This is a genomic window from Nonomuraea sp. CA-143628 (assembly GCF_050942315.1).
Classification (GTDB): Bacteria; Actinomycetota; Actinomycetes; order Streptosporangiales; family Streptosporangiaceae; genus Nonomuraea.
In genome coordinates this window covers 3,191,434-3,211,000 of the sequence record NZ_CP192072.1, presented here as the reverse complement: position 1 = coordinate 3,211,000, position 19,567 = coordinate 3,191,434, and the positions used below count along the sequence as shown (strand labels likewise).

Annotated in this window: 16 protein-coding genes, 2 tRNA genes and 1 rRNA gene; 6 read left to right on the top strand and 13 right to left on the bottom strand. The window is 65.9% G+C overall.

The genetic code is table 11. The annotated features are described in order from the left end of the window. Positions 1–225: 225 nt before the first annotated feature. From ACQP2T_RS15010 to ACQP2T_RS14980, 7 genes are all read right to left on the bottom strand, one after another. A 16S ribosomal RNA gene (locus tag ACQP2T_RS15010) occupies positions 226–1,749 on the bottom strand. Between the two features lie 414 nt (positions 1,750–2,163). Then, positions 2,164–4,737 (bottom strand): valine--tRNA ligase, encoded by a 2,574-nt coding sequence (locus tag ACQP2T_RS15005; protein WP_433516755.1) that lies wholly within the window; start codon positions 4,735–4,737, stop codon positions 2,164–2,166. 73 nt (positions 4,738–4,810) lie between these two features. Then, on the bottom strand, positions 4,811–6,094 hold the full coding sequence (clpX, locus tag ACQP2T_RS15000) for an ATP-dependent Clp protease ATP-binding subunit ClpX (protein ID WP_225292608.1): 1,284 nt from the start codon (positions 6,092–6,094) through the stop codon (positions 4,811–4,813). Positions 6,095–6,268: 174 nt separating this feature from the next. Further along, complete coding sequence (locus ACQP2T_RS14995) at positions 6,269–6,826, bottom strand: ATP-dependent Clp protease proteolytic subunit (protein ID WP_250905857.1); 558 nt, start codon at positions 6,824–6,826, stop codon at positions 6,269–6,271. 76 nt (positions 6,827–6,902) lie between these two features. Continuing rightward, positions 6,903–7,535: a ClpP family protease gene (locus ACQP2T_RS14990; protein ID WP_219539080.1), complete on the bottom strand. Its 633-nt coding sequence runs from the start codon at positions 7,533–7,535 to the stop codon at positions 6,903–6,905. A 174-nt stretch (positions 7,536–7,709) separates the two neighbouring features. After that, positions 7,710–9,095 carry a trigger factor gene (gene tig / locus ACQP2T_RS14985; RefSeq protein ID WP_433516754.1) on the bottom strand — a complete coding sequence of 462 codons (1,386 nt, stop codon included), beginning with the start codon at positions 9,093–9,095 and terminating at the stop codon, positions 7,710–7,712. Between the two features lie 169 nt (positions 9,096–9,264). Next, positions 9,265–10,131 (bottom strand): helix-turn-helix domain-containing protein, encoded by an 867-nt coding sequence (locus ACQP2T_RS14980; protein ID WP_433516753.1) that lies wholly within the window; start codon positions 10,129–10,131, stop codon positions 9,265–9,267. 248 nt (positions 10,132–10,379) lie between these two features. Between ACQP2T_RS14980 and ACQP2T_RS14975 the strand changes: the two genes are divergently transcribed. Both ACQP2T_RS14975 and ACQP2T_RS14970 read left to right on the top strand, forming a co-directional pair. Beyond that, entirely contained in the window at positions 10,380–10,841 is a 462-nt protein-coding gene (locus ACQP2T_RS14975; RefSeq protein ID WP_433516752.1) for an ATP-binding protein, read from the top strand. A 145-nt stretch (positions 10,842–10,986) separates the two neighbouring features. Beyond that, positions 10,987–11,820 carry a M48 family metalloprotease gene (locus tag ACQP2T_RS14970; RefSeq protein WP_433516751.1) on the top strand — a complete coding sequence of 278 codons (834 nt, stop codon included), beginning with the start codon at positions 10,987–10,989 and terminating at the stop codon, positions 11,818–11,820. A 6-nt stretch (positions 11,821–11,826) separates the two neighbouring features. Here ACQP2T_RS14970 and ACQP2T_RS14965 read toward each other — a convergent pair whose 3' ends face one another. The 4 genes from ACQP2T_RS14965 to ACQP2T_RS14950 all read right to left on the bottom strand — a co-directional run bounded on the left by ACQP2T_RS14965 (position 11,827) and on the right by ACQP2T_RS14950 (position 15,512). Next, a complete protein-coding gene (locus ACQP2T_RS14965) occupies positions 11,827–13,176 on the bottom strand; it encodes a M1 family metallopeptidase (protein WP_433516750.1) in 1,350 nt (449 codons plus the stop codon). A 62-nt stretch (positions 13,177–13,238) separates the two neighbouring features. Next, positions 13,239–13,979 carry a hypothetical protein gene (locus ACQP2T_RS14960; RefSeq protein WP_433516749.1) on the bottom strand — a complete coding sequence of 247 codons (741 nt, stop codon included), beginning with the start codon at positions 13,977–13,979 and terminating at the stop codon, positions 13,239–13,241. After that, positions 13,976–14,464 (bottom strand): SigE family RNA polymerase sigma factor, encoded by a 489-nt coding sequence (locus ACQP2T_RS14955; RefSeq protein WP_433516748.1) that lies wholly within the window; start codon positions 14,462–14,464, stop codon positions 13,976–13,978. Before ACQP2T_RS14955 ends, ACQP2T_RS14960 begins: the two co-directional genes overlap by 4 nt. Positions 14,465–14,936: 472 nt before the next feature. Further along, on the bottom strand, positions 14,937–15,512 hold the full coding sequence (locus ACQP2T_RS14950) for a hypothetical protein (RefSeq protein ID WP_433516747.1): 576 nt from the start codon (positions 15,510–15,512) through the stop codon (positions 14,937–14,939). Between the two features lie 58 nt (positions 15,513–15,570). Between ACQP2T_RS14950 and ACQP2T_RS14945 the strand changes: the two genes are divergently transcribed. The 3 genes from ACQP2T_RS14945 (at position 15,571) to ACQP2T_RS14935 (ending at position 18,291) form a co-directional block, all read left to right on the top strand. Continuing rightward, on the top strand, positions 15,571–16,113 hold the full coding sequence (locus ACQP2T_RS14945) for a hypothetical protein (RefSeq protein ID WP_433516746.1): 543 nt from the start codon (positions 15,571–15,573) through the stop codon (positions 16,111–16,113). 821 nt (positions 16,114–16,934) lie between these two features. After that, positions 16,935–17,213, top strand: coding sequence for a hypothetical protein (locus ACQP2T_RS14940; protein WP_433516745.1), 279 nt, complete (start codon positions 16,935–16,937; stop codon positions 17,211–17,213). Positions 17,214–17,463: 250 nt separating this feature from the next. After that, entirely contained in the window at positions 17,464–18,291 is an 828-nt protein-coding gene (locus ACQP2T_RS14935) for a hypothetical protein (RefSeq protein ID WP_433516744.1), read from the top strand. A gap of 54 nt (positions 18,292–18,345) precedes the next feature. Here the strand turns inward: ACQP2T_RS14935 and ACQP2T_RS14930 are convergent. After that, a tRNA-Pro gene (locus ACQP2T_RS14930) sits at positions 18,346–18,422 on the bottom strand. 89 nt (positions 18,423–18,511) lie between these two features. Here ACQP2T_RS14930 and ACQP2T_RS14925 point away from each other — a divergent pair. After that, positions 18,512–18,582 (top strand) — tRNA-Gly (locus ACQP2T_RS14925). Positions 18,583–18,690: 108 nt separating this feature from the next. Here the strand turns inward: ACQP2T_RS14925 and ACQP2T_RS14920 are convergent. Continuing rightward, positions 18,691–19,299 (bottom strand): hypothetical protein, encoded by a 609-nt coding sequence (locus tag ACQP2T_RS14920; RefSeq protein WP_433516743.1) that lies wholly within the window; start codon positions 19,297–19,299, stop codon positions 18,691–18,693. Between the last annotated feature and the right edge of the window lie 268 nt (positions 19,300–19,567).

The following is a 19,567-nucleotide window of genomic DNA, read 5'->3' as shown; positions in this document are numbered from 1 at the left end:
GTCCCAGGTCCGTTTCCTCAGGACCCAACAGTGTGTCCAACCAGTTCAGATCGTCTCAGGACGCGTCTTCCCACTCCGCTGTCTCCAGCGGCGGTACCAACGGCCCGGAAGACCGGAACCGGTTGAGTAGCCAGTGCTCCACTAATGAGCTTGCCGTGTGCGAGACGTTCGCTCGCAGGCACAGCGTAGATCGATGACTTCCGTCATCCGATCGGTGCTCCTTAGAAAGGAGGTGATCCAGCCGCACCTTCCGGTACGGCTACCTTGTTACGACTTCGTCCCAATCGCCAGCCCCACCTTCGACCGCTCCCCCCAGCAAGCTGGTTGGGCCACGGGCTTCGGGTGTTGCCGACTTTCGTGACGTGACGGGCGGTGTGTACAAGGCCCGGGAACGTATTCACCGCAGCGTTGCTGATCTGCGATTACTAGCGACTCCGACTTCATGGGGTCGAGTTGCAGACCCCAATCCGAACTGAGACCGGCTTTTAGGGATTCGCTCCACCTCACGGTTTAGCAGCCCTCTGTACCGGCCATTGTAGCATGTTTGCAGCCCAAGACATAAGGGGCATGATGACTTGACGTCATCCCCACCTTCCTCCGAGTTGACCCCGGCAGTCTCCCATGAGTCCCCACCACCCCCGAAGGAGCGTGCTGGCAACATGGAACAAGGGTTGCGCTCGTTGCGGGACTTAACCCAACATCTCACGACACGAGCTGACGACAGCCATGCACCACCTGTCACCCAGTCCGAAGAGGCGCACATCTCTGCACGTTTCCGGGTGATGTCAAACCTTGGTAAGGTTCTTCGCGTTGCGTCGAATTAAGCAACATGCTCCGCCGCTTGTGCGGGCCCCCGTCAATTCCTTTGAGTTTTAGCCTTGCGGCCGTACTCCCCAGGCGGGGCGCTTAATGCGTTAGCTCCGGCACGGAGATCGTGGAAGATCCCCACACCTAGCGCCCAACGTTTACAGCGTGGACTACCAGGGTATCTAATCCTGTTCGCTCCCCACGCTTTCGCTCCTCAGCGTCAGGTAAGGCCCAGCAAGCCGCCTTCGCCACCGGTGTTCCTCCTGATATCTGCGCATTTCACCGCTACACCAGGAATTCCACTTGCCCCTACCTACCTCTAGCCGGCCCGTATCCACCGCAGACCCGCAGTTAAGCTGCGGGCTTTCACGGCAGACGCGACCAGCCACCTACGAGCTCTTTACGCCCAATAATTCCGGACAACGCTTGCGCCCTACGTATTACCGCGGCTGCTGGCACGTAGTTAGCCGGCGCTTCTTCTGCAGGTACACGTCAACTTCGTCCCTGCTGAAAGAGGTTTACAACCCGAAGGCCGTCATCCCCCACGCGGCGTCGCTGCGTCAGGCTTCCGCCCATTGCGCAATATTCCCCACTGCTGCCTCCCGTAGGAGTCTGGGCCGTGTCTCAGTCCCAGTGTGGCCGGTCGCCCTCTCAGGCCGGCTACCCGTCGTCGCCTTGGTAGGCCACTACCCCACCAACAAGCTGATAGGCCGCGAGCCCATCCCCAACCGAAAAAACTTTCCACCACCATCCGATGCCGGAGGCGGTCGTATCCGGTATTAGACCCAGTTTCCCGGGCTTATCCCAGAGTCAGGGGCAGGTTACTCACGTGTTACTCACCCGTTCGCCGCTCGAGTACCCCGAAGGGCCTTTCCGCTCGACTTGCATGTGTTAAGCACGCCGCCAGCGTTCGTCCTGAGCCAGGATCAAACTCTCCAAACAATGTCTGAAGGGAAAGAAATCCCAACCATATAAAAGGAATCCATCATCATCTACACCCAGAGGCGCAGACATGACGGGGTTGTGCATCATGCACTGGCTTTTAACACACTGTTGAGTTCTCAAGAAACGGACGCGTACTCCCCAACCTGCGAGAGGCGCACATTTCGTCTCGCCCAGTTTATCAGATCCGCGCGATCCTTGTCAAATCGGCCGATCCGGTACGTTCCGGGCAACCCCGCTAACTTACCTGAACTTCTGACTCATGTCCAATCACACACGGACACAGCCCGAAGTTCGGGAGAGATCACTGGGTTTTGCCGGGCTAACTTGCCCCGCGTTGAAGACTCTAGCAGTCCTGGTGCGGGGGAAGACCCAACTTCGGTAACGAATAGGTCTTCCCCCGGTGTGTCTCGCTCAAACACCCAAGCCGGCGAGCTGCGCTTCGAGCCGCGCGATGTCGGCCGCCGACTGCTCGGCACGCCCTCTGACCTTGGCGACGACATCTTCGGGCGCCTTGGCCATGAACTGCTCGTTGCCGAGCTTGGCCGCGACCTGAGCCGCCTCCTTGCGCGCGACCGCCAGATCCTTCTCCAGCCGCTTACGTTCGGCCGCCACGTCGATGGCGCCGGCGGTGTCGATCTCCACGGTCACTCCGCCCACGGTGAAGCGGGCAGTGGCGGAGAAGGCGTCAGACGGCTCCGTAAGCCGCAGGAGTGAGCGGATGGCCCCTTCCTGCGCGGCGAGAGCCGTGCCGGTCAATCCGAGCCGCGCGGCCACCTTCTGGCCGGGCTTCAGCCCCTGGTCCGAACGGAACCTGCGCACCTCCGTCACCAGCTCCTGCAGGGCGACGATCTCCGCCTCGGCCGCCGGATCGGTCCGGGCGGCATCGACCTGCGGCCATGCTGCCACGGCGACCGACTCGCCGCCCGTGACGGCCCGCCACAGCTCCTCGGTGACGAACGGCACCAGCGGGTGCATCAGCCTCAGCAGTGTGTCGAGCACGTGACCCAGCACGAGCCGCGTGTGCTCCAGCCCCTCACCGAGTTGGATCTTGGCCAGCTCCAGATACCAGTCGCAGACCTCGTCCCACGCGAAGTGGTAGAGCAGATCGGACGCCTTGGCGAACTCGAACTCCTCGAAGGCCGCGTCGGCCGTGGAGATCACGCTCTGGAGCCGGGACAGGATCCACCGGTCGGCCGCCGTCAGGTCCAGGCCGTCGAGGGAGCCGGTGGTCGCGCCGTTCATCAGCGCGAAGCGGGTGGCGTTCCAGATCTTGTTGCAGAAGTTGCGCGAGCCGCCCGCCCACTCCTCGCTCACCGCGACGTCGGCGCCGGGGTTGGCGCCGCGCAGCAGCGTGAAGCGCGTGGCGTCGGCGCCGAAGCGCTCGATCCAGTCGAGCGGGTCGACGACGTTGCCGAACGACTTGGACATCTTCTTGCCGTATTGGTCGCGGACCATGCCGTGCAGAGCGACCACGCGGAATGGCGGCTCGCCGTCCATGGCGTACAGGCCGAACATCATCATGCGCGCGACCCAGAAGAACAGGATGTCGTAGCCGGTGACCAGCACGGAGGTCGGGTAGAAACGCGCGAGCTCCGGTGTCGCGTCCGGCCAGCCGAGCGTGGAGAACGGCCACAGGCCCGAGGAGAACCAGGTGTCGAGCACGTCGGCGTCCTGGACGTAGCCGGCGGGCGGATCCTGGTCGGGGCCCACGCACACGACCTCGCCGGCCGGGCCGTACCAGACCGGGATGCGATGCCCCCACCACAGCTGGCGCGAGATGCACCAGTCGTGCATGTCGTCGACCCAGTCGAAGTAACGCTTGGCCAGCTCGGGCGGGTGGATGCGGGTGCGGCCGTCGCGCACCGCGTCGCCCGCGGCCTTGGCCAGCGGCGAGACGTTGACGAACCACTGGAGCGACAGCCTCGGCTCGACCACCGTCTTGCAGCGCGAGCAGTGGCCGACCGAGTGGACGTAGGGGCGCTTCTCGGCGACGATCCTGCCCTCGGCGCGCAACGCGGCGACCACGGCGGGTCGCGCCTCGAACCGGTCGAGCCCTTCGAACGGTCCGTGCGCGGTGATCACGCCGCGCTCGTCCATGATGGTCAGCGACGGCAGCGAATGCCGCCGGCCGATCTCGAAGTCGTTGGGGTCGTGGGCCGGCGTCACCTTGACCGCGCCGGTGCCGAAGGCCGGATCGACGTGCTCGTCGGCGACCACCGGAATCTGCCGGCCGGTGAGCGGCACCTCGACGAGCGTGCCGACCAGATGGGCATAGCGCTCGTCGGAGGGGTGCACGGCCACGGCGGTGTCGCCGAGCATGGTCTCCGCGCGGGTGGTCGCCACCACGATCTCGTCGGAGTAGCGGATGGAGACGAGCTCGCCGTCGTCCTCGCTGTGTTCGACCTCGATGTCGGACAGCGCGGTGAGGCAGCGGGGGCACCAGTTGATGATGCGTTCGGCCCGATAGATCAGGCCGTCGTCGAAGAGCCGCTTGAAGATGGTCTGGACGGCCCGAGAGAGGCCGGTGTCCATGGTGAAGCGCTCGCGCGACCAGTCGACACCGTCACCGAGCTTGCGCATCTGGCCCAGGATCCGGCCGCCGGACTCCTCCTTCCACTGCCAGACGCGCTCCACGAACGCCTCACGCCCGAGGTCGTGGCGCGACAGGCCCTCCTTGGCCAGCTCGCGCTCGACGACGTTCTGGGTGGCGATGCCGGCGTGGTCCATGCCGGGCAGCCACAGCGTCTCGTGGCCCTGCATGCGGGCACGGCGGGTGAGCGCGTCCTGGATGGAGTGGTCGAGCGCGTGCCCGATGTGCAGGACACCGGTCACGTTGGGCGGGGGGAGGACGATGCTGTACGGCTCGCGCGGGCTGCCCGGGTCTGCGTGGAAATAGCCTTCGGATACCCAGCGCTCGTAGCTCCGGGTCTCGACGTCGGCCGGGGTGTACTGGGTGGGCAGCTCTGGCGTTGTCACAGTGACCAATTCTAGGGAGGTGGTGGAAAGCGAAACGCCCCAGGGAGTTTGTCTCCGCGGGGCGCTTGCCGTAAGGGAAGGATCAGGCGGACTTTTCCCGCGGCGTGCGCTGCTGTTTCGCGGCGAGCTGGTCGCGGGGTACGAGCGTCGGGATGGCGTGTTCGAGCACCGACTCGCGGGTGATGACCACGCGGGCGACGTCCTGGCGCGACGGCACCTCGTACATCACCGACTGGAGCACCTCTTCGAGGATGGCGCGCAGGCCGCGCGCGCCGGTGCCGCGCAGGATCGCCTGGTCGGCGATGGCCTCGAGCGCGCCGTCGGTGAACTCCAGCTCCACGCCGTCGAGCTCGAGCAGCTTGCGGTATTGCTTGACCAGCGCGTTGCGCGGCTCGGTGAGGATCTGGATGAGCGCCTCGCGGTCGAGGTTGTGCACCGAGGTGATGACCGGCAGGCGGCCGACGAACTCGGGGATCATGCCGAACTTCAACAGGTCCTCGGGCATCACGTCGGAGAAGATGTCGGCCATATCGACTTCTTCCTTCGACCGGATGATGGCGTTGAAGCCGATGCCCTTCTTGCCGATGCGCGACTCGATGATCTTTTCCAGACCGGCGAAGGCACCGCCGCAGATGAACAGCACGTTCGTCGTGTCGATCTGGATGAACTCCTGGTGGGGGTGCTTGCGCCCGCCCTGCGGCGGCACGCTCGCGGTCGTGCCCTCCAGGATCTTCAGCAGCGCCTGCTGGACGCCCTCACCGGAGACGTCGCGAGTGATCGACGGGTTTTCGCTCTTGCGAGCGATCTTGTCGACCTCGTCGATGTAGATGATGCCGGTCTCGGCCTTCTTGACGTCGTAGTCGGCGGCCTGGATGAGCTTGAGCAGGATGTTCTCGACGTCCTCGCCGACGTAGCCCGCCTCGGTGAGCGCGGTGGCGTCGGCGATGGCGAAGGGCACGTTGAGCATCTTCGCCAGCGTCTGCGCGAGCAGCGTCTTGCCCGAACCCGTGGGGCCGAGCAGCAGGATGTTGCTCTTGGCCAGCTCTAGACCGTCGTCTCTGCCTCGGTCGCCGGACTGCACCCGCTTGTAGTGGTTGTAGACCGCCACCGAGAGCGCCTTCTTCGCCTTGTCCTGACCGATGACGTAGGCGTCGAGGAACTCGTAGATCTCCCTCGGCTTGGGCAGGTTGTCCCACTTGAGCTCAGAGGACTCCGAGAGCTCCTCTTCGATGATCTCGTTGCAGAGATCGATGCACTCATCGCAGATGTAGACGCCTGGACCGGCAATGAGCTTCTTGACTTGCTTCTGGCTCTTCCCGCAGAAAGAGCACTTCAGCAGGTCTCCCCCGTCGCCGATGCGTGCCACCCCAGATACTCCTTTGCGTGGGACCGCCCTGCTCCCGCGATCCGTATCCTCCGGACCGGGTCCGAACCGCTCAGGTTTCGACGTTACCGTCTTCTGGGCCCTCAGTGAGCCCCCTGGCGGCGAGTCGCACCGGAACGTGCCCTATTGGGCAGCGCTCCGGTGCGTCACATCTCATCAGGAAGCGACGGCCTGAGCTCGTTTCTTCCGCGACGGGATGATGTCGTCGATCAGACCATACGCCTTTGCCTCGTCCGCGTTGAGAATTTTGTCGCGTTCGATGTCCTTTCGGACTTCCGCAGGGCGCTTTCCGGAGTGCTTCGCCACGATCTCCTCCAGGAGGGAGCGCATGCGAAGGATCTCGCGGGCCTGGATCTCGATGTCGCTTCCCTGGCCGCCACCCTCGGTGGAGGGCTGGTGGATGAGCACCCTGGCGTTGGGAAGCGCGAACCGCTTGCCGGGAGTCCCGCCGGCCAGCAGCACGGCCGCGGCGGAGGCGGCCTGCCCCAGGCAGACGGTCTGGATCTCCGGCCGGACGAACTGCATCGTGTCGTAAATCGCCGTCATGGCGGTGAAGGACCCACCCGGCGAGTTGATGTAGATGCTGATGTCACGGTCGGGATCGAGCGACTCCAGCGTCAGCAGCTGAGCCATCACGTCGTTGGCCGACGCGTCGTCGATCTGCACTCCGAGGAAAATGATGCGGTCCTCGAAGAGCTTGTTGTACGGGTTCATCTCCTTCACGCCATAGGACGTGCGTTCGACGAAGGAGGGGAGAACGTACCGGCTTTCGATGTTCACTTCAACTCCCCTAGGAGACGGCGCCTTGCGAGGGCACCTGCCTCGCGCTGCGCACGACGTTGTCGATGAAGCCGTAGTCCTTGGCCTCTTCGGCCGTGAACCAGCGGTCTCGATCGGAGTCGGCCTCGATCTGCTCGAGCGACTGGCCCGTGTGCTGCGCGATCCGCTCGGCCAGGGTCTTCTTCACGTAGAGCATCTGCTCCGCCTGGATGGCGATGTCGGCGGCGGTGCCGCCGATGCCACCGGACGGCTGGTGCATCATGATGCGCGCGTGGGGCAGCGCGTAGCGCTTGCCTCTCGCGCCCGCCGACAGCAGGAACTGCCCCATGGAGGCGGCCAGCCCCATGGCGACCGTGGCCACGTCGTTGGGCACATATTCCATCATGTCGTAGATGGCCATGCCGGCGGTCACCGACCCGCCAGGCGAGTTGATGTAGAGCCAGATGTCACGGTCGGGATCGTCGGCCGCGAGCAGCAACAGCTCGGCACAGATGCGGTTGGCGATCTCGTCGTTGACCTCCTGCCCCAGCACGATGATGCGCTCGCGCAGCAGGCGCTGGTAAAGCTGGTCCTCAAGCCGGAAGGACGAGCCGTTCTCACGGCCTCGCGACTCAGGCTGATAGAAGGTCGGCGGGCTGGTCACAGCGTCACCTTCCGATGCGTCGTAATCGATTGGCTTTGCTTGTGACCCTAACGCGCGAGGCACACAGCTCATGCCCGGTCCGCCTACTGTTCGCTGACGGCGCAGGTACGGCCGCCCAGAGCAGCGCGAAGCCCCCGAACCGTCCGGATCGGGGGCTTGGTGCCGTTTCTGGGGCTAGGCGTCGGCCTTCTCCTCGGCCGCCGGCTCGTCGGCCGGCTCCTCGGTGGGCTCCTCACCGTTGATCTCGGTGTAGATGGCCTTGAGGTCGACCTCGTTGCCATCGGTGTCGACCACCTTGGCGGCGTCGCCGATGACGGACTTGGCCTTGTCACGGACGATCTCGACCATCGCCAGCGTCAGCTGGTCGTTGTCGGCCAGGTGCTGGGCCAGCTGGTTGGGCTGAACGCCCATCTCCATGGCGCGGCGGACGACGAAGTTGGTCAGCTCCTGCTCGGAGACGCCCAGGTCCTCGCTCTTGACGATCTTGTCGAGGACGAACCCGACCTTGATGGCCTTGGCGGAGCTGCTGTCGAACTCGGCGAAGCGCTCCTCCTCGGTCGTCTGGTAGAGGCGGAAGAAGGCGTCGCGGCTGAGCCCGCTCTCGGCGATCTGGTGCTCGAGGTTGTGCTTGCGGGCGTCGACCTCGGCCTTGAGCGCGCTGTCGGGGATCGGCATCTCGATCTTGTCGAGCAGCGAGTCGAGGGCCTTGTCGCGGGCCTGGACGACCTGGTCGACCAGCTTGTTGCGACGGGCCTGCTCGCGGATGCTGTCCTTCAGCTCGGCGAGCGTGTCGAACTCGCTGGCCAGCTGGGCGAACTCGTCGTCGAGCTCGGGCAGGACCTTCTCCTTGACCGTCTTGACGTTGATGATGACGTCGGCTTCCTCACCGGCGTTCTCACCACCGACCAGCTCGGTCTTGAAGGTCTTCTCGTCGCCCGCGGACATGCCCGCGAGGGCGTCGTCGAGGCCCTGCAGCACGGAGCCGGCGCCGACCTCGTAGGAGACCTCGTTGGCCTGCTGCTCCTCGATGTTGGCACCGTCGATCTCGGCACGCAGGTCCATGACGACGAAGTCGCCGGCGGCCGCCGCGCGCTCGACGCCGGTCAGCGTGGCGAAGCGCTGGCGCAGCGCGTCGAGCTGACCGTCGATGTCCGTGTCGGCGACCTCGGCGGAGTCGACCGTGACCTCGATGCCCGCGTAGTCGGGGACCTCGAAGGCGGGCCGGACGTCGACTTCGGCGGTGAACTCGACCTGCTCGCCATCCTCGATCTTGGTGATCTCGATGTCGGGCTGGCTGACCGGGAAGAGGTCGACCTCGTCGACGGCCTGACCGTACAGCTTGGGCACCGCGTCGTTGAGGGTCTCCTCCAGCACCACCGCGCGGCCGAAGCGCTGCTCGATGATGCGGGCCGGAACCTTGCCAGGGCGGAACCCGGGGACGCGCACCTGCTGCGCGACCTTCTTGTACGCCGCATCCAGGCTCGGGCGCAGCTCTTCGAACGGCACCTCGACAGTGAGCTTCACCCTGGTCGGGCTGAGCTCCTCGACAGCGGTCTTCACGGGGTGGTCTCCTTGATCAAGCTTCGAGTGATCGCGGGCGCGTCCAGATTTGGTACGGCTCACGCGCCGCGCCCACATGAGCGGCGCTGGGCATGCTCCGCCTTGGCGGGATCCAAGCGCCGTTCGCCAGTCTAGGGTAGATGCGTACCCAACAACGACGTGACGACCCTCAGAACTCCTCGGCGATCACCCGCAGGAGCTCGATGGTCTCGTCCGGCGTCGTGCTCACGGCGCAGAGCCGCTCCATCACCTCGGTGTAGCGGTCGACGTCCTCGCGTTTGTCCAGGTAGAGGGCACTGGCGAGTTGCTCGACGTACACCACGTCCGGCAGGTCGTGGTCGGGGAAGCGCAGGACGCTGAACGCGCCGCCCTCGGCGCTGTGGCCCCCGAAGCTGAACGGCATGACCTGGATGGTGATGTTGGGCTGGCGCATCAGGTCGATGAGGTGTTCGAGCTGGGCCCGCATCACCTCGGCGCCGCCGATGGGGCGGCGTAGCGCGGCCTCGTCGATGACCGCCCAGAAGACCGGGCCGTCGGGCCGGTCGAGCATGCGCTGGCGTTCGAGCCGGAGGTCCACCCTGCGGGCGATCTCCTCCGCGCCGATGCCGGCCGAGCCTGCCGTGACGACCGCCCGGGCGTATTCCTTGGTCTGTAACAACCCCGGAACGAACTGGACCTCGTAGGTCCTGATCCTGGCCGCGGCCTCTTCGAGGCCGACATAGGCCTGGAACCACGTGGGCAGGATGTCGTTGAACCGGTGCCACCATCCGGGCTCGTTCGCCGTGGCCACCAGGTCGAGTACGGCTGCGCGCGCCTGGGTGTCCACTACCCCGTAAAGGGTCAGCAAATCAGCCACGTCGCGCTCCTTGAAGCCGACGCGCCCCAGCTCCATGCGGCTGATCTTGGATTCGGAGCCCCTGATGAGGTGGCCTGCCTCCTCGCGGGTGACGCCCTTCCCCTCCCTGAGCCTGCGCAGCTGGGAGCCCAGGAGGATGCGCAGCGCCGTAGGGCCGGAACCCGGCTGGTTCTGCGTCACTCTGCCTCCTATCAAGGTCCGCACACACAGTGACACCACATTGCCGGGTATGACAAGGTCTCAACCTGGTGTCCGATTCGGATACCCCTACCCGTAGCCGCTCATGCTGCTGCACATTGCACATGCACGTGCATTTGGGTCTTGCAGCGGCCGGGGATCGTGATCCATGATGGCCTAGTGCATATTGGGCCAAACATGCACGAACCCAGGAACAATCGGGAGGTATCGGCGGGATGGTGGAGGACCCTTTGGCCACTGCCGATTGCCTGCAGATCACCCGTGAAGTGGGGTTCGACAGCCTGTTGAGCTCGGGCAAGCCGTACACGACCTCGTGTCCGCTGCCCTTCCAGGCCGACTCCGTGAAGACCGCCAGGGACGTGACCCGTTCCACGTTACGCGGCTGGGGCCTGCCGGAGTTGGGCGACGACGCCGCGCTGGTCGTGTCCGAGCTGGTGACGAACGCGGTCAGGTACGCGATGTACGCGCGTGGCCAGCGGGAGATCCAGCTGCTGCTGATGCGGGTCGTCCCCCACGTGCTGCTGGCCGTGGCCGACCCGAGCGACAAGATTCCCACGCCCAAGGAGCCCGACTTCATCTCCGAGAACGGGCGTGGCCTTTACATCGTCGAGACCTACAGCCAATGCTGGGGCTGGGACCCGCTGGCTCGTGGCGGCAAAGCCGTGTGGGCCCTCTTCCGTACTGACTCTTGATTTATTACCCTTTCTTGGAGTGAAGGGGAGTACCTCCGAACACGCCTGATCGTCATGACGGCCCGCGCGGCCCGGTCAGGTGGGCCCTGTGTGGCGAGGGAGACCTTCCGGCCCAACGTCGTCGGCTGGAGGTTCCAAGGTGCGCATGCTCATCCCCATGGCCCTGCTCGCGGCCATCTACTCGGCCGTACTGGCCGGTCTGGTGCTGATCGGGATTCCGGTCCTGTACGTCGCCCTCGGGGCGGCCCTCATCCTGCTCGCGCAGTGGTGGTACACCGAGGTACTGGCACGGCGGGTGACCCGGGCCCGGTACGTCACGGCCGAGCAGGAGCCCGAGCTGCACGCCGTACTCGATCGGCTCTGCGCGCTGAGCGACGTGGCCAAGCCGCGGCTGGCGATCAGCCCCTCCCCCGCCCCGAACGCCTACACGGTCGGCCGCACGCGGCGCAGCGCGACGATCATCGTCACCGAAGGGCTGCGCGCCCGTCTGGAGGCCGACGAGCTGACGGCGGTGCTCGCCCACGAGATCGCGCACATCCAGCACCGGGACGTAGCGGTGATGACGCTGGCGAGCTCGTTCGCGATCGCGCTGGCGGCGTTCGCCAAGGGCACAGGGCGGGCCGCGGTGGAGGCTCCGGGGCTGTTCTTCGAGGAGTTCCCCTTCGGGCTGTTCGTCGGGCTGGCGATCCTGGCGGGCGGGGCCGCCGCGGGGCTGGCCAGTTACCTCGCGCACCTGCCGCTGCGCTGGCTCAGCCGCTCCAGGGAGCTGGCCGCCGACCGCGCCGCCGCCGACCTGCTCGGCCAGCCGGGGCTGCTCGCCTCGGCGCTGCTCAAGGTGCACGCGGAGGACGGCATCCCGCTGACCGACCTGCGGCGCGGGGTGCCGGCGTTGGGGCTGGTGGCCTGCCGTACGAAGAAGGGCTCCCTGATGGCCACGCACCCGCACGTGCACGTACGGGTGCGGCGGCTCATGGGGTAGTCCCTATTACTGAGCGGTCGGTGTGGTCGGCGAGTCGAGCCAGTCGTCGACCAGGGCGGTGAAGTCGTCACCCGTCCGCTCGTTCAGCCATTTCACGAACGACGCCCGGTCCTGCGTGGTCCCCTTGTGCTCCTGCACCCAGGCGCGCAGGGTCGCGAAGAACCGCTCGTCCCCGAGCCGCTTGCGGATCTCGTGCAGCATCAGCGCGGGACCGTAATACACGTTGCTCGCCCCGAACGCGCTCGCCTGGTAGTGCCCCGGCGGCCCGAACTGGTTGCGCAGCCTCCCGTCGAGCGCCCGAGCGTCTTTGAGGTAGGTCTCCAGCTTCGAGCCGCCGTGCTCGGCGTACCACGCCCACTCGAAGTACATCGCGAAGCCCTCGTTCAGCCAGACGTCTCGCCAGGTCCGGGGCGTGACCGCGTCGCCGAACCACTGGTGCGCCATCTCGTGCGCCACCACGTTGGCGGTGAGGAATTCGGGGGCCAGCGTCACCATCTGCTGGGTCTCCATCCCGGAGTCGCTGGTGACGACCACGCCCGCGCTGTTGAAGGGGTAGGGGCCCAGCCGCTTCTCCAGCCAGCGCAGGATCGCCGGCGTCTGGCGTACGACGGGGAGGTACTCCTTCCGGTCACCCCGGCGGAGCCAGTACGTGATCGGGATGCCGCGCGGCCCCTTGGCGTCGAAGCGCTGGTAGCGATCGATGGCGAGCAGCGTGACGTAACTGGCCACCGACTCGGTCGACCGCCAGAGGTAGGTGTTCCCCTTACGGCCTTCGAAGCGCCCGTGCGCCACCGCCGCCCACCCGCGCGGCACCGTGACCGCCACGTCATAGCGGGCCTCGTCGGACGGGTGGTCGTTCACGGGGAACCAGGTGAAGGCCCCGTACGGCTCCTGCAGCGCCCACGCCGACCCGTCGGCGGCCGCGCGCAGGCCGAGCTTGCTCGTGTCCGATCGGTACTGCCCCGTGCGTATGGGCTTGGGAACCCCGTGATAGCGGACGGACACCTCGACCCGCTTGCCCGCCGCCATCGCCAGTGGAATGACCAGGCGGTCGCCCGGGTGCCGGGCCTTGACCGTCTTCCCGGCGACCGTCACCCCGTCCACGCGCAACGCGCGGCCGAAGTCGAGCGAGATCTTGTCTATCTTCTTGACGGCTCTGACGGTGAGCCGGGCCGTACCGGTGAGCAGGCGCTTGGACGGCTTCCAGTCCAGCTTCAGCCCGTAGTGGAGGACGTCGATCGCGGGGTTGCCGTAGGCGGGGTAGACCGGGTCCGCCACCGGCTCCGAGAGCCCCTTGTCGGGTGCGCCCGGCACGGCTACCGCCGCGGTGAGTAAGAGGGAAATGATCGAATGCACCGCGCCACGGTAGTACGTCATGCTTTATGGCGATATAGAACTCCTGGTAAGCGTCATTTCCCTCAGATCTTGTCGTAGACCCCGGCGGACCACATGCCAGGCCTGGCTCCCAGGTCGGCGGCCAATTCCAGGGCGACGTCGTACCTGATCAGCTCCTGGGCCGCGTACCTGCCGTTGCAGGTCCCCTTCCGCTTGTCGGCCACGGCGCAGCCGTCCAGTGACGCCTGTCCGATGAGCTCGGTGGGAGGGAAGACCCACACGCGGATGGACTGGTTCCGGTCCAACCATCCGGAGGGGAGCGACCGCCGGTTGTAGGTGTGCCGGACCATGCCGCCCTCGCACCGGCTGACCTGCCCCGCGCGGCTGCCCTTGACGGCCGTGACCACCCATGACCGCGGGTTCGCACAGATGACGGCCACGGTCGCGGCGTGGCTGGTCGGCTTGATCTTGAGGTCTTTTCCGGTCGCGGACATCGAGTTCATCACAGCCCAGATCCTGGTCAGGCCGTCCAGGGTGGCCGGCGGATCGGGCACGCGCGACGGTAGCGCGGAGGCCGCGCTCGACGGGTTGGCCGACGCGACGAACTGGGCCGCCGGTGCGGGCGCCGGGCCCGTCACCGCCCCCGGCAGCACCCACACCACGGCGGTCGCGGCGGCCCCCGCCAGCACCGCGCCCACGCTCCACCGGGCGAACCGGCCGCGTCTGCCTCTCCGTACGATCTCGGCCACGTCCATCTCCCCTCCGGGTCCGTACGTCGTACGTTCGGCGAGCAGCTCGCGCAGATCATCTTCGGTATGGTTCATTGCTCCACCCCCATCAGCTGGATCGTCGGATGCACTCGCAGCCGCGTCAGCGCCCGCCCGAGCTGGGTCTTCACCGTGCCCAGAGAGCAGCCGAGCACGTCGGCGCACTGCGGCAGCGTCAGGTCCTCGAAGTAGTGCAGGACGATGACCGCCCGCTGACGGTCCGACAACGCTCTGATCGCCGTCCAGAGCGCGTCCTTCTCACTGAGCTCGCGGGCGAAGTCGCCGTGGGCGGTCGCGTCGGGGAGCGACTCGGTGGGCACCTCGCCGCGCCATCGTCTGCGCCACCAGGAGGCGTGCGTGTTGGTCAGGATGCGGTAGACGTACGGGTCGGGATCGCCCTTGATGCGGCGCCACGCCTGCCATGCTCTGGCCAGGGTGGTCTGCACCAGGTCATCGGCTGTGGCCCAGTCGCCGGTGAGCACGTAGGCGATACGGCGCAGCCGGCCCGACCGGGCTGTCACATACTCCGCGAATCCATCCATCACCGTTCATTACTCGCCGGGGGCCTGAACCGGATGACAGCCGCGACAGGTATTTAGGCCAGCGATCACCCGACCGTGGCCCTCATCGGGCTCATGGGGAGCTACGCAAGTTAGTAGATCTTTCTGCGCATAGTTCCCGTTATACGACATTTCCGACACCGCCCTTGACCTGGGCTTTTACTCTCGACGGAGTCTCCAACCGCCTCTTGAAGGGCACTTGACCTGCGGAAATGGCGAGGTACCCTCGCCCTACCACAAGCTTCCGGTTTAGCCACATCAGTCCTTAGTAATCACTTCTGTCAGGATCTGTATGGGTAAATCCGGCCTCGTCCCGGAGGTCCCACCACTCCATGACGCACCAAACTGTCCCGACCGCTCCACAAGCAGCCGATGACCACGCGGGCCGGCCCTCTCAGCAACCGCCTATGGATACCGAAAGCCGCCAGGACTTTCACGAGAACCGCCAAGGCACTCAGGAGAAGCCGACCGGCCCAGCGAGCCCCGACGAAGACGGCACCAGCCGAAACGGCTCCCACCACGAGGGCGTCAACCCATCGCCGAGCGCGACCGGCCCCACACCTGAGCCGACCCAGGTCTCGGACACGCCGCCATCCGCGACCGCACCGACACCCTCCCCAGACACACCCACCTCGGCATCCGACGCGTCTTCAGCCACAGCCACTCCACGGCCGACTTCAGACGCACCGACTGCCACCCCCACCCCCGGTACGCCTTCCTCCACGCCCACCGCCACCGCGTCGGACTCCTCCTCCCCCACCGCCACCCCTACATCGTCTGACTCACCGTCAGCCACCCCCACCGTTACGCCGACCCCCACCCCCACCCCCACGGCATCCGGCTCGCCCACGAATACCGCCACGACGTCGGAGTCGCCGTCAGCCGCGGCCACCTCCGAAGCCGAGCCGACCGCCACCTCCACCGACGCGACGACCACCACTTCGTCCTCGCCCATGCCGGCCGAGACCTCCACAACCGATCTCTCTGTTGCGGAGGACACCGCTGCCACGCCGACGGCGTCCAGCACCATGGCTCAAAAAGCACTCCCCACACACTTCAACGCCGCGGTCACCAACCCACTGCCGAGCTTGTCCACTCCAACGATGGTCACCTCGGCCGTGGTGGTCGTGGCGGCCCTGCTGGCTGTGCTCGCAGTGCTCGTGGCCAAGGCCCGCCGCGGGAACCGCTTGGCCACCGCCGGATACGTGGAACCCATCCCATCCACGCCCGGCCCTCACCACAGCACCGCCGAGCCCGACGAGGGCGACCGGTGGAGGCGGCAACTCCTGGACGTCATCGAGGCCGCCGCCGGCCAACAGGAAAATGTCCTACCTGGCGCACCTTACGGACAGGAGAACCCGCGTTCGCCTGTACTCGGCTCCGCCACGGACCCCCAGGAGACCGCCGCGTGGACTCCGCCATTCGAGCCCCTCGCTCCCAGCCCCCTGGAGTCGCTCTTCAGCTCCGAACCAGGCAACAGCGTCGTCAACCTGCCGGAGACCTCCCCGTTCGACCCCTTCGCCCCGGCGGAGAGCGACCCTGACCCGGAGTACCACGGACGCAGGCGGCGCAGCGAACACCCCGCCACCGATGACACCCCGCCGGGAGACACCGGTCAGTCCACCCCGTAGCCGGTGGCGAAGGAGGCCAGCCGGAACACCCGCGCTGGGCGGCCATCGCCTGCTCGACGACCGGGATAACGCCCAGCGCTACCCCTCCGGCGCCTCCGTGCGTGGCTGTGCCGCGCTCAGTACGCGCCGGAGGGGACGCGAAGACCCGGAAGCCCAGGAAGGACCCTCGCGCTGCCCGCAAGATGCGTGAACGTCCTGCTGGAGCTGCGGGCCGCATGGGTCAGCAAGCAAGGAGACTCATGGACGGAGCACGGTCCGATGTTCGCGTCCACCGGCAGGCACCGAGTTGGACGCGGCCAACGTCCGGCGTCCGTCAACGTCCATGATCGTCCGCCCTGTCACTCAGTTTGTCACCCACCCGTCATCGCCACGGGTGTGAGGAGCACACGTTCGTGCTCACCGACGTGGCAGGTCGAAGTCGGGACATGATGTTTCTCCAGACAGAACATCAGTTCGGACGAATCCTATGACAGCAGGCAGACCCGCACTAGAAACGGCACTCTGCGACAACCAGCGGTCACGCTCAGTCGTCTAACAGATCGTCTACTCTCCCCGAGCCAGAGGACTCGATGATGCGTGCCTCTCGCGTGCAGGTCTTACCTGCTCTGGTGACCGCCTGCCTTCTCACTGGGTGCTCGGCCGCGCTGCCGACCAACCAGCCGCAATCAATCACGACCTCGGCCAAGCCGTCGCCGTCCCCAGCAAAGGCGCCGCCGCTAGGCAAGAAGTGCGGACTCGCCTACAAGAGGATCGCTACGTCGCTCCTCATGGCGCGTAAGGCAATCCACCTTCTCCGGCTCCGGCGAGCGCAGAACGCTAACTTGCTGGTATTCCAGGCATCCGCAGAAGTCAGCCGCGACTTCATCGACAAAGACGATCTCGAAGACTGTAGGCAGGAGAATCCGGCAGCGGCCGACGTACTGGCGAGAGCCACGCATGCGGTCATCGACTCGCAGACCGTCGCCAAACGGTACGGGCTCGCCGTCCCAGCAGACGCCGCACGCCTGTACGGCAACGTCATGCCGCTGTTCGAGCAGGGGCTCGCGCTCGACCCGGTCTTATACGCGAAGTTGAACGCCGACCGTTCCTCCTGGGAGTAGGCGCCGTGCATGGGGAGGTACGTCGCTCTACACCGGGCACGTGGGGCTGTCGGGAGATGAGGGCGAGAGAGCCAGGCACAATGTGTCGATAGCGCCAGTGCATCCTCATCCGGTTCAAGCTCGGCGGCAAGGGCCGACGAACTCGGCAAGCATCGCCCCAGCCACTAACGACGACTACCGAAGTGCGGAGCTGGAGGAGGCCCCGGCCCAACGGATGTTCCGCTCCTTCCCTGCGATCTACCATTCTTGGATGCCAGGGAACTTCGATCTTCATTCGGCGCTTGCAACCGGAATCCTCGACCGGAGAGGCGCATGGGAGTTCATCCGGGGCTTCGCCGCTGCGTGGTCGTCGGCCCCAATCCGGGACGGCGACGGCTATGACGGCTCCGAGCTCGCCGCTGCGGAGGAACGCCTCGGCTTCCATCTTCCCACCGCATTGAGAGAGGCGTACGCCCTCTTCGGGCTGCGCGAAGACCTGTGCGGCACCATGCACCGGCTGGAGCCGCTGAGCAAGCTCGGCGTCTGCGAGCCATGGAATCTGCTCTCACATCACGTTGAGAACCAGGGCGTGTGGGAATGCGGTGTCCGGCTCGCCGATCTCCACCTGGACGACCCGCCAGTGGTGCATCTCCCCAGTTGCGGCTGCGAGGATCACGGGATCCGTGGGATCGCGTGGATGGAACGGCTCTCCCTTGACTGCATCGAACTGGTCCTGACCGAGTCGCTCTACAACACCTACGGAACCGAATGCGACCTGGGCATTGGAGGCGAACTCCGCCGGGACGAGGTTCCCCTCGTGGACCGGATGTTCCAGCTTCTTCCCCTGCCCTCATATCCGAGTGAGTCATCACCGTGCGCGCCAGGCAGTCGGTGGTACGCGGACGACAACCTATTGGTGTGCCTCAGCCCTCACATGAACAGCGGAGAGTTGCCACCAGGTGTTGAGCGGTCGTGGTGGCACCGCCCAGGCAGTGTCGCGACCATCAATATCCGCGCACGGACGCCCGAGGCTCTGGAGGACGCTCGCAAGCGCCTTCCCCGTGTCTGGTTCGAGTGGCGCGGATCCCCTGGGGCCTAGTCACCCAGCCGGTCACTCAGATGGCCACCTCCGAATCGGAAGTGGCCATCGAGCTGGTCGGGGCGACAGGATTTGAACCTGCGACTTCTTGCTCCCAAAGCAAGCGCGCTGCCAAGCTGCGCCACGCCCCGTCTCGCCGGGTACGCACACGCTCCGGGACTCCGGTACGCTTACGCCCTGACGACCGGATGAAGTCTAGACCAGACTTCGACCGGTTCGCGCGGACGTAGCTCAATGGTAGAGCCCTAGTCTTCCAAACTAGCTACGCGGGTTCGATTCCCGTCGTCCGCTCTCACGACAAAAGGCCAGGTCATCCCGTACGGGAGCCTGGCCTTTGTGATCTTCGTTCTGTTTTGCCCGTTGTGCGACCGGGCGCCACGTCCAGGCAGACGGGAAGCGTCAGGACGGGGTGCCGTGGGAAGAGCGCGCGAGGCGGTCTTCGACCTGACGCCGGCGGTCAGCGGGGATGCGGTGGGCGTTCATCGACCGTTGCAACAGAGCGGAATCGAACCCGTGCGTGCCCATGTGGTCGAGGAGCGGGTCGTATCGATCAGCCCGGTCTCGTAGGAGCTCCGTGACCAACCGGAGTTCCAGCCGGACTACCGGCACCTGGTGAGAACCACAGGTGACCAGGACGTAATGCTGCCAGGGGCCGCTGCCCACACATTCCCAACCGTCCGAATCGACTTGCCGCTCGACGGTGCTGAGCTCCACTTCGACGCCGTTCACCGCGAACCTGGTGAAGTATTGCGAAGATTCCGGGAACCATGAGGCGGCATTTAGGCAGGGGAACGAGGAGAGCGCCGCGGCGAATGTTTCCACGTCTTCTCGGCCGGCGAGCAGGATGTCGATGTCCCCAGCGCGGAGTGGGACTCCTTGCAGGAGTGCGGCGCTTGTGCCGCACACGCGATACGCCGGGCTGATGTCCGCGGCTCCGAGCGCGTCGAGGATCATGTCCAATGTCGTGGCTACGTCCGCCAGGGTAAGTGATCTTGTTCTGTCGCTCATATCGAGCAACGTAGCCATCATGCGAGTGCGCGCGTCAGGCCTCCCGCCTACGCGGTCCGTTCCTGAGGATCTTGTGGTGGTTTCGGCTGTTATCGCACTTCGTGAGTCAAGCTCGGTTACGCTCTTGATCTCGGTACCGGGCGTGCCCGATAGGGAGGCCGCATGGCGGACAAAGGGATCACGACGATAGGCCGGTGCTACGGCTGCAAACGCACCTTCGGCTACGACCCGGAACGCGTCACGATGTTCCTGGTCGACTCCGACACCT

Excerpts from the sequence above, each read along its gene's own strand:
- ACQP2T_RS14995 (WP_250905857.1), bottom strand. The coding sequence starts at position 6,826 with ATGAACCCGTACAACAAGCTCTTCGAGGACCGCATCATTTTCCTCGGA.
- ACQP2T_RS14950 (WP_433516747.1), bottom strand. The coding sequence starts at position 15,512 with ATGGTGCTGGACGCCGTCGGCGTGGCAGCGGTGTCCTCCGCAACAGAG.
- ACQP2T_RS14970 (WP_433516751.1), top strand. The coding sequence starts at position 10,987 with ATGCTCATCCCCATGGCCCTGCTCGCGGCCATCTACTCGGCCGTACTG.
- ACQP2T_RS14960 (WP_433516749.1), bottom strand. The coding sequence starts at position 13,979 with ATGAACCATACCGAAGATGATCTGCGCGAGCTGCTCGCCGAACGTACG.
- ACQP2T_RS14920 (WP_433516743.1), bottom strand. The coding sequence starts at position 19,299 with ATGAGCGACAGAACAAGATCACTTACCCTGGCGGACGTAGCCACGACA.
- ACQP2T_RS14955 (WP_433516748.1), bottom strand. The coding sequence starts at position 14,464 with ATGGATGGATTCGCGGAGTATGTGACAGCCCGGTCGGGCCGGCTGCGC.
- ACQP2T_RS14935 (WP_433516744.1), top strand. The coding sequence starts at position 17,464 with ATGCCAGGGAACTTCGATCTTCATTCGGCGCTTGCAACCGGAATCCTC.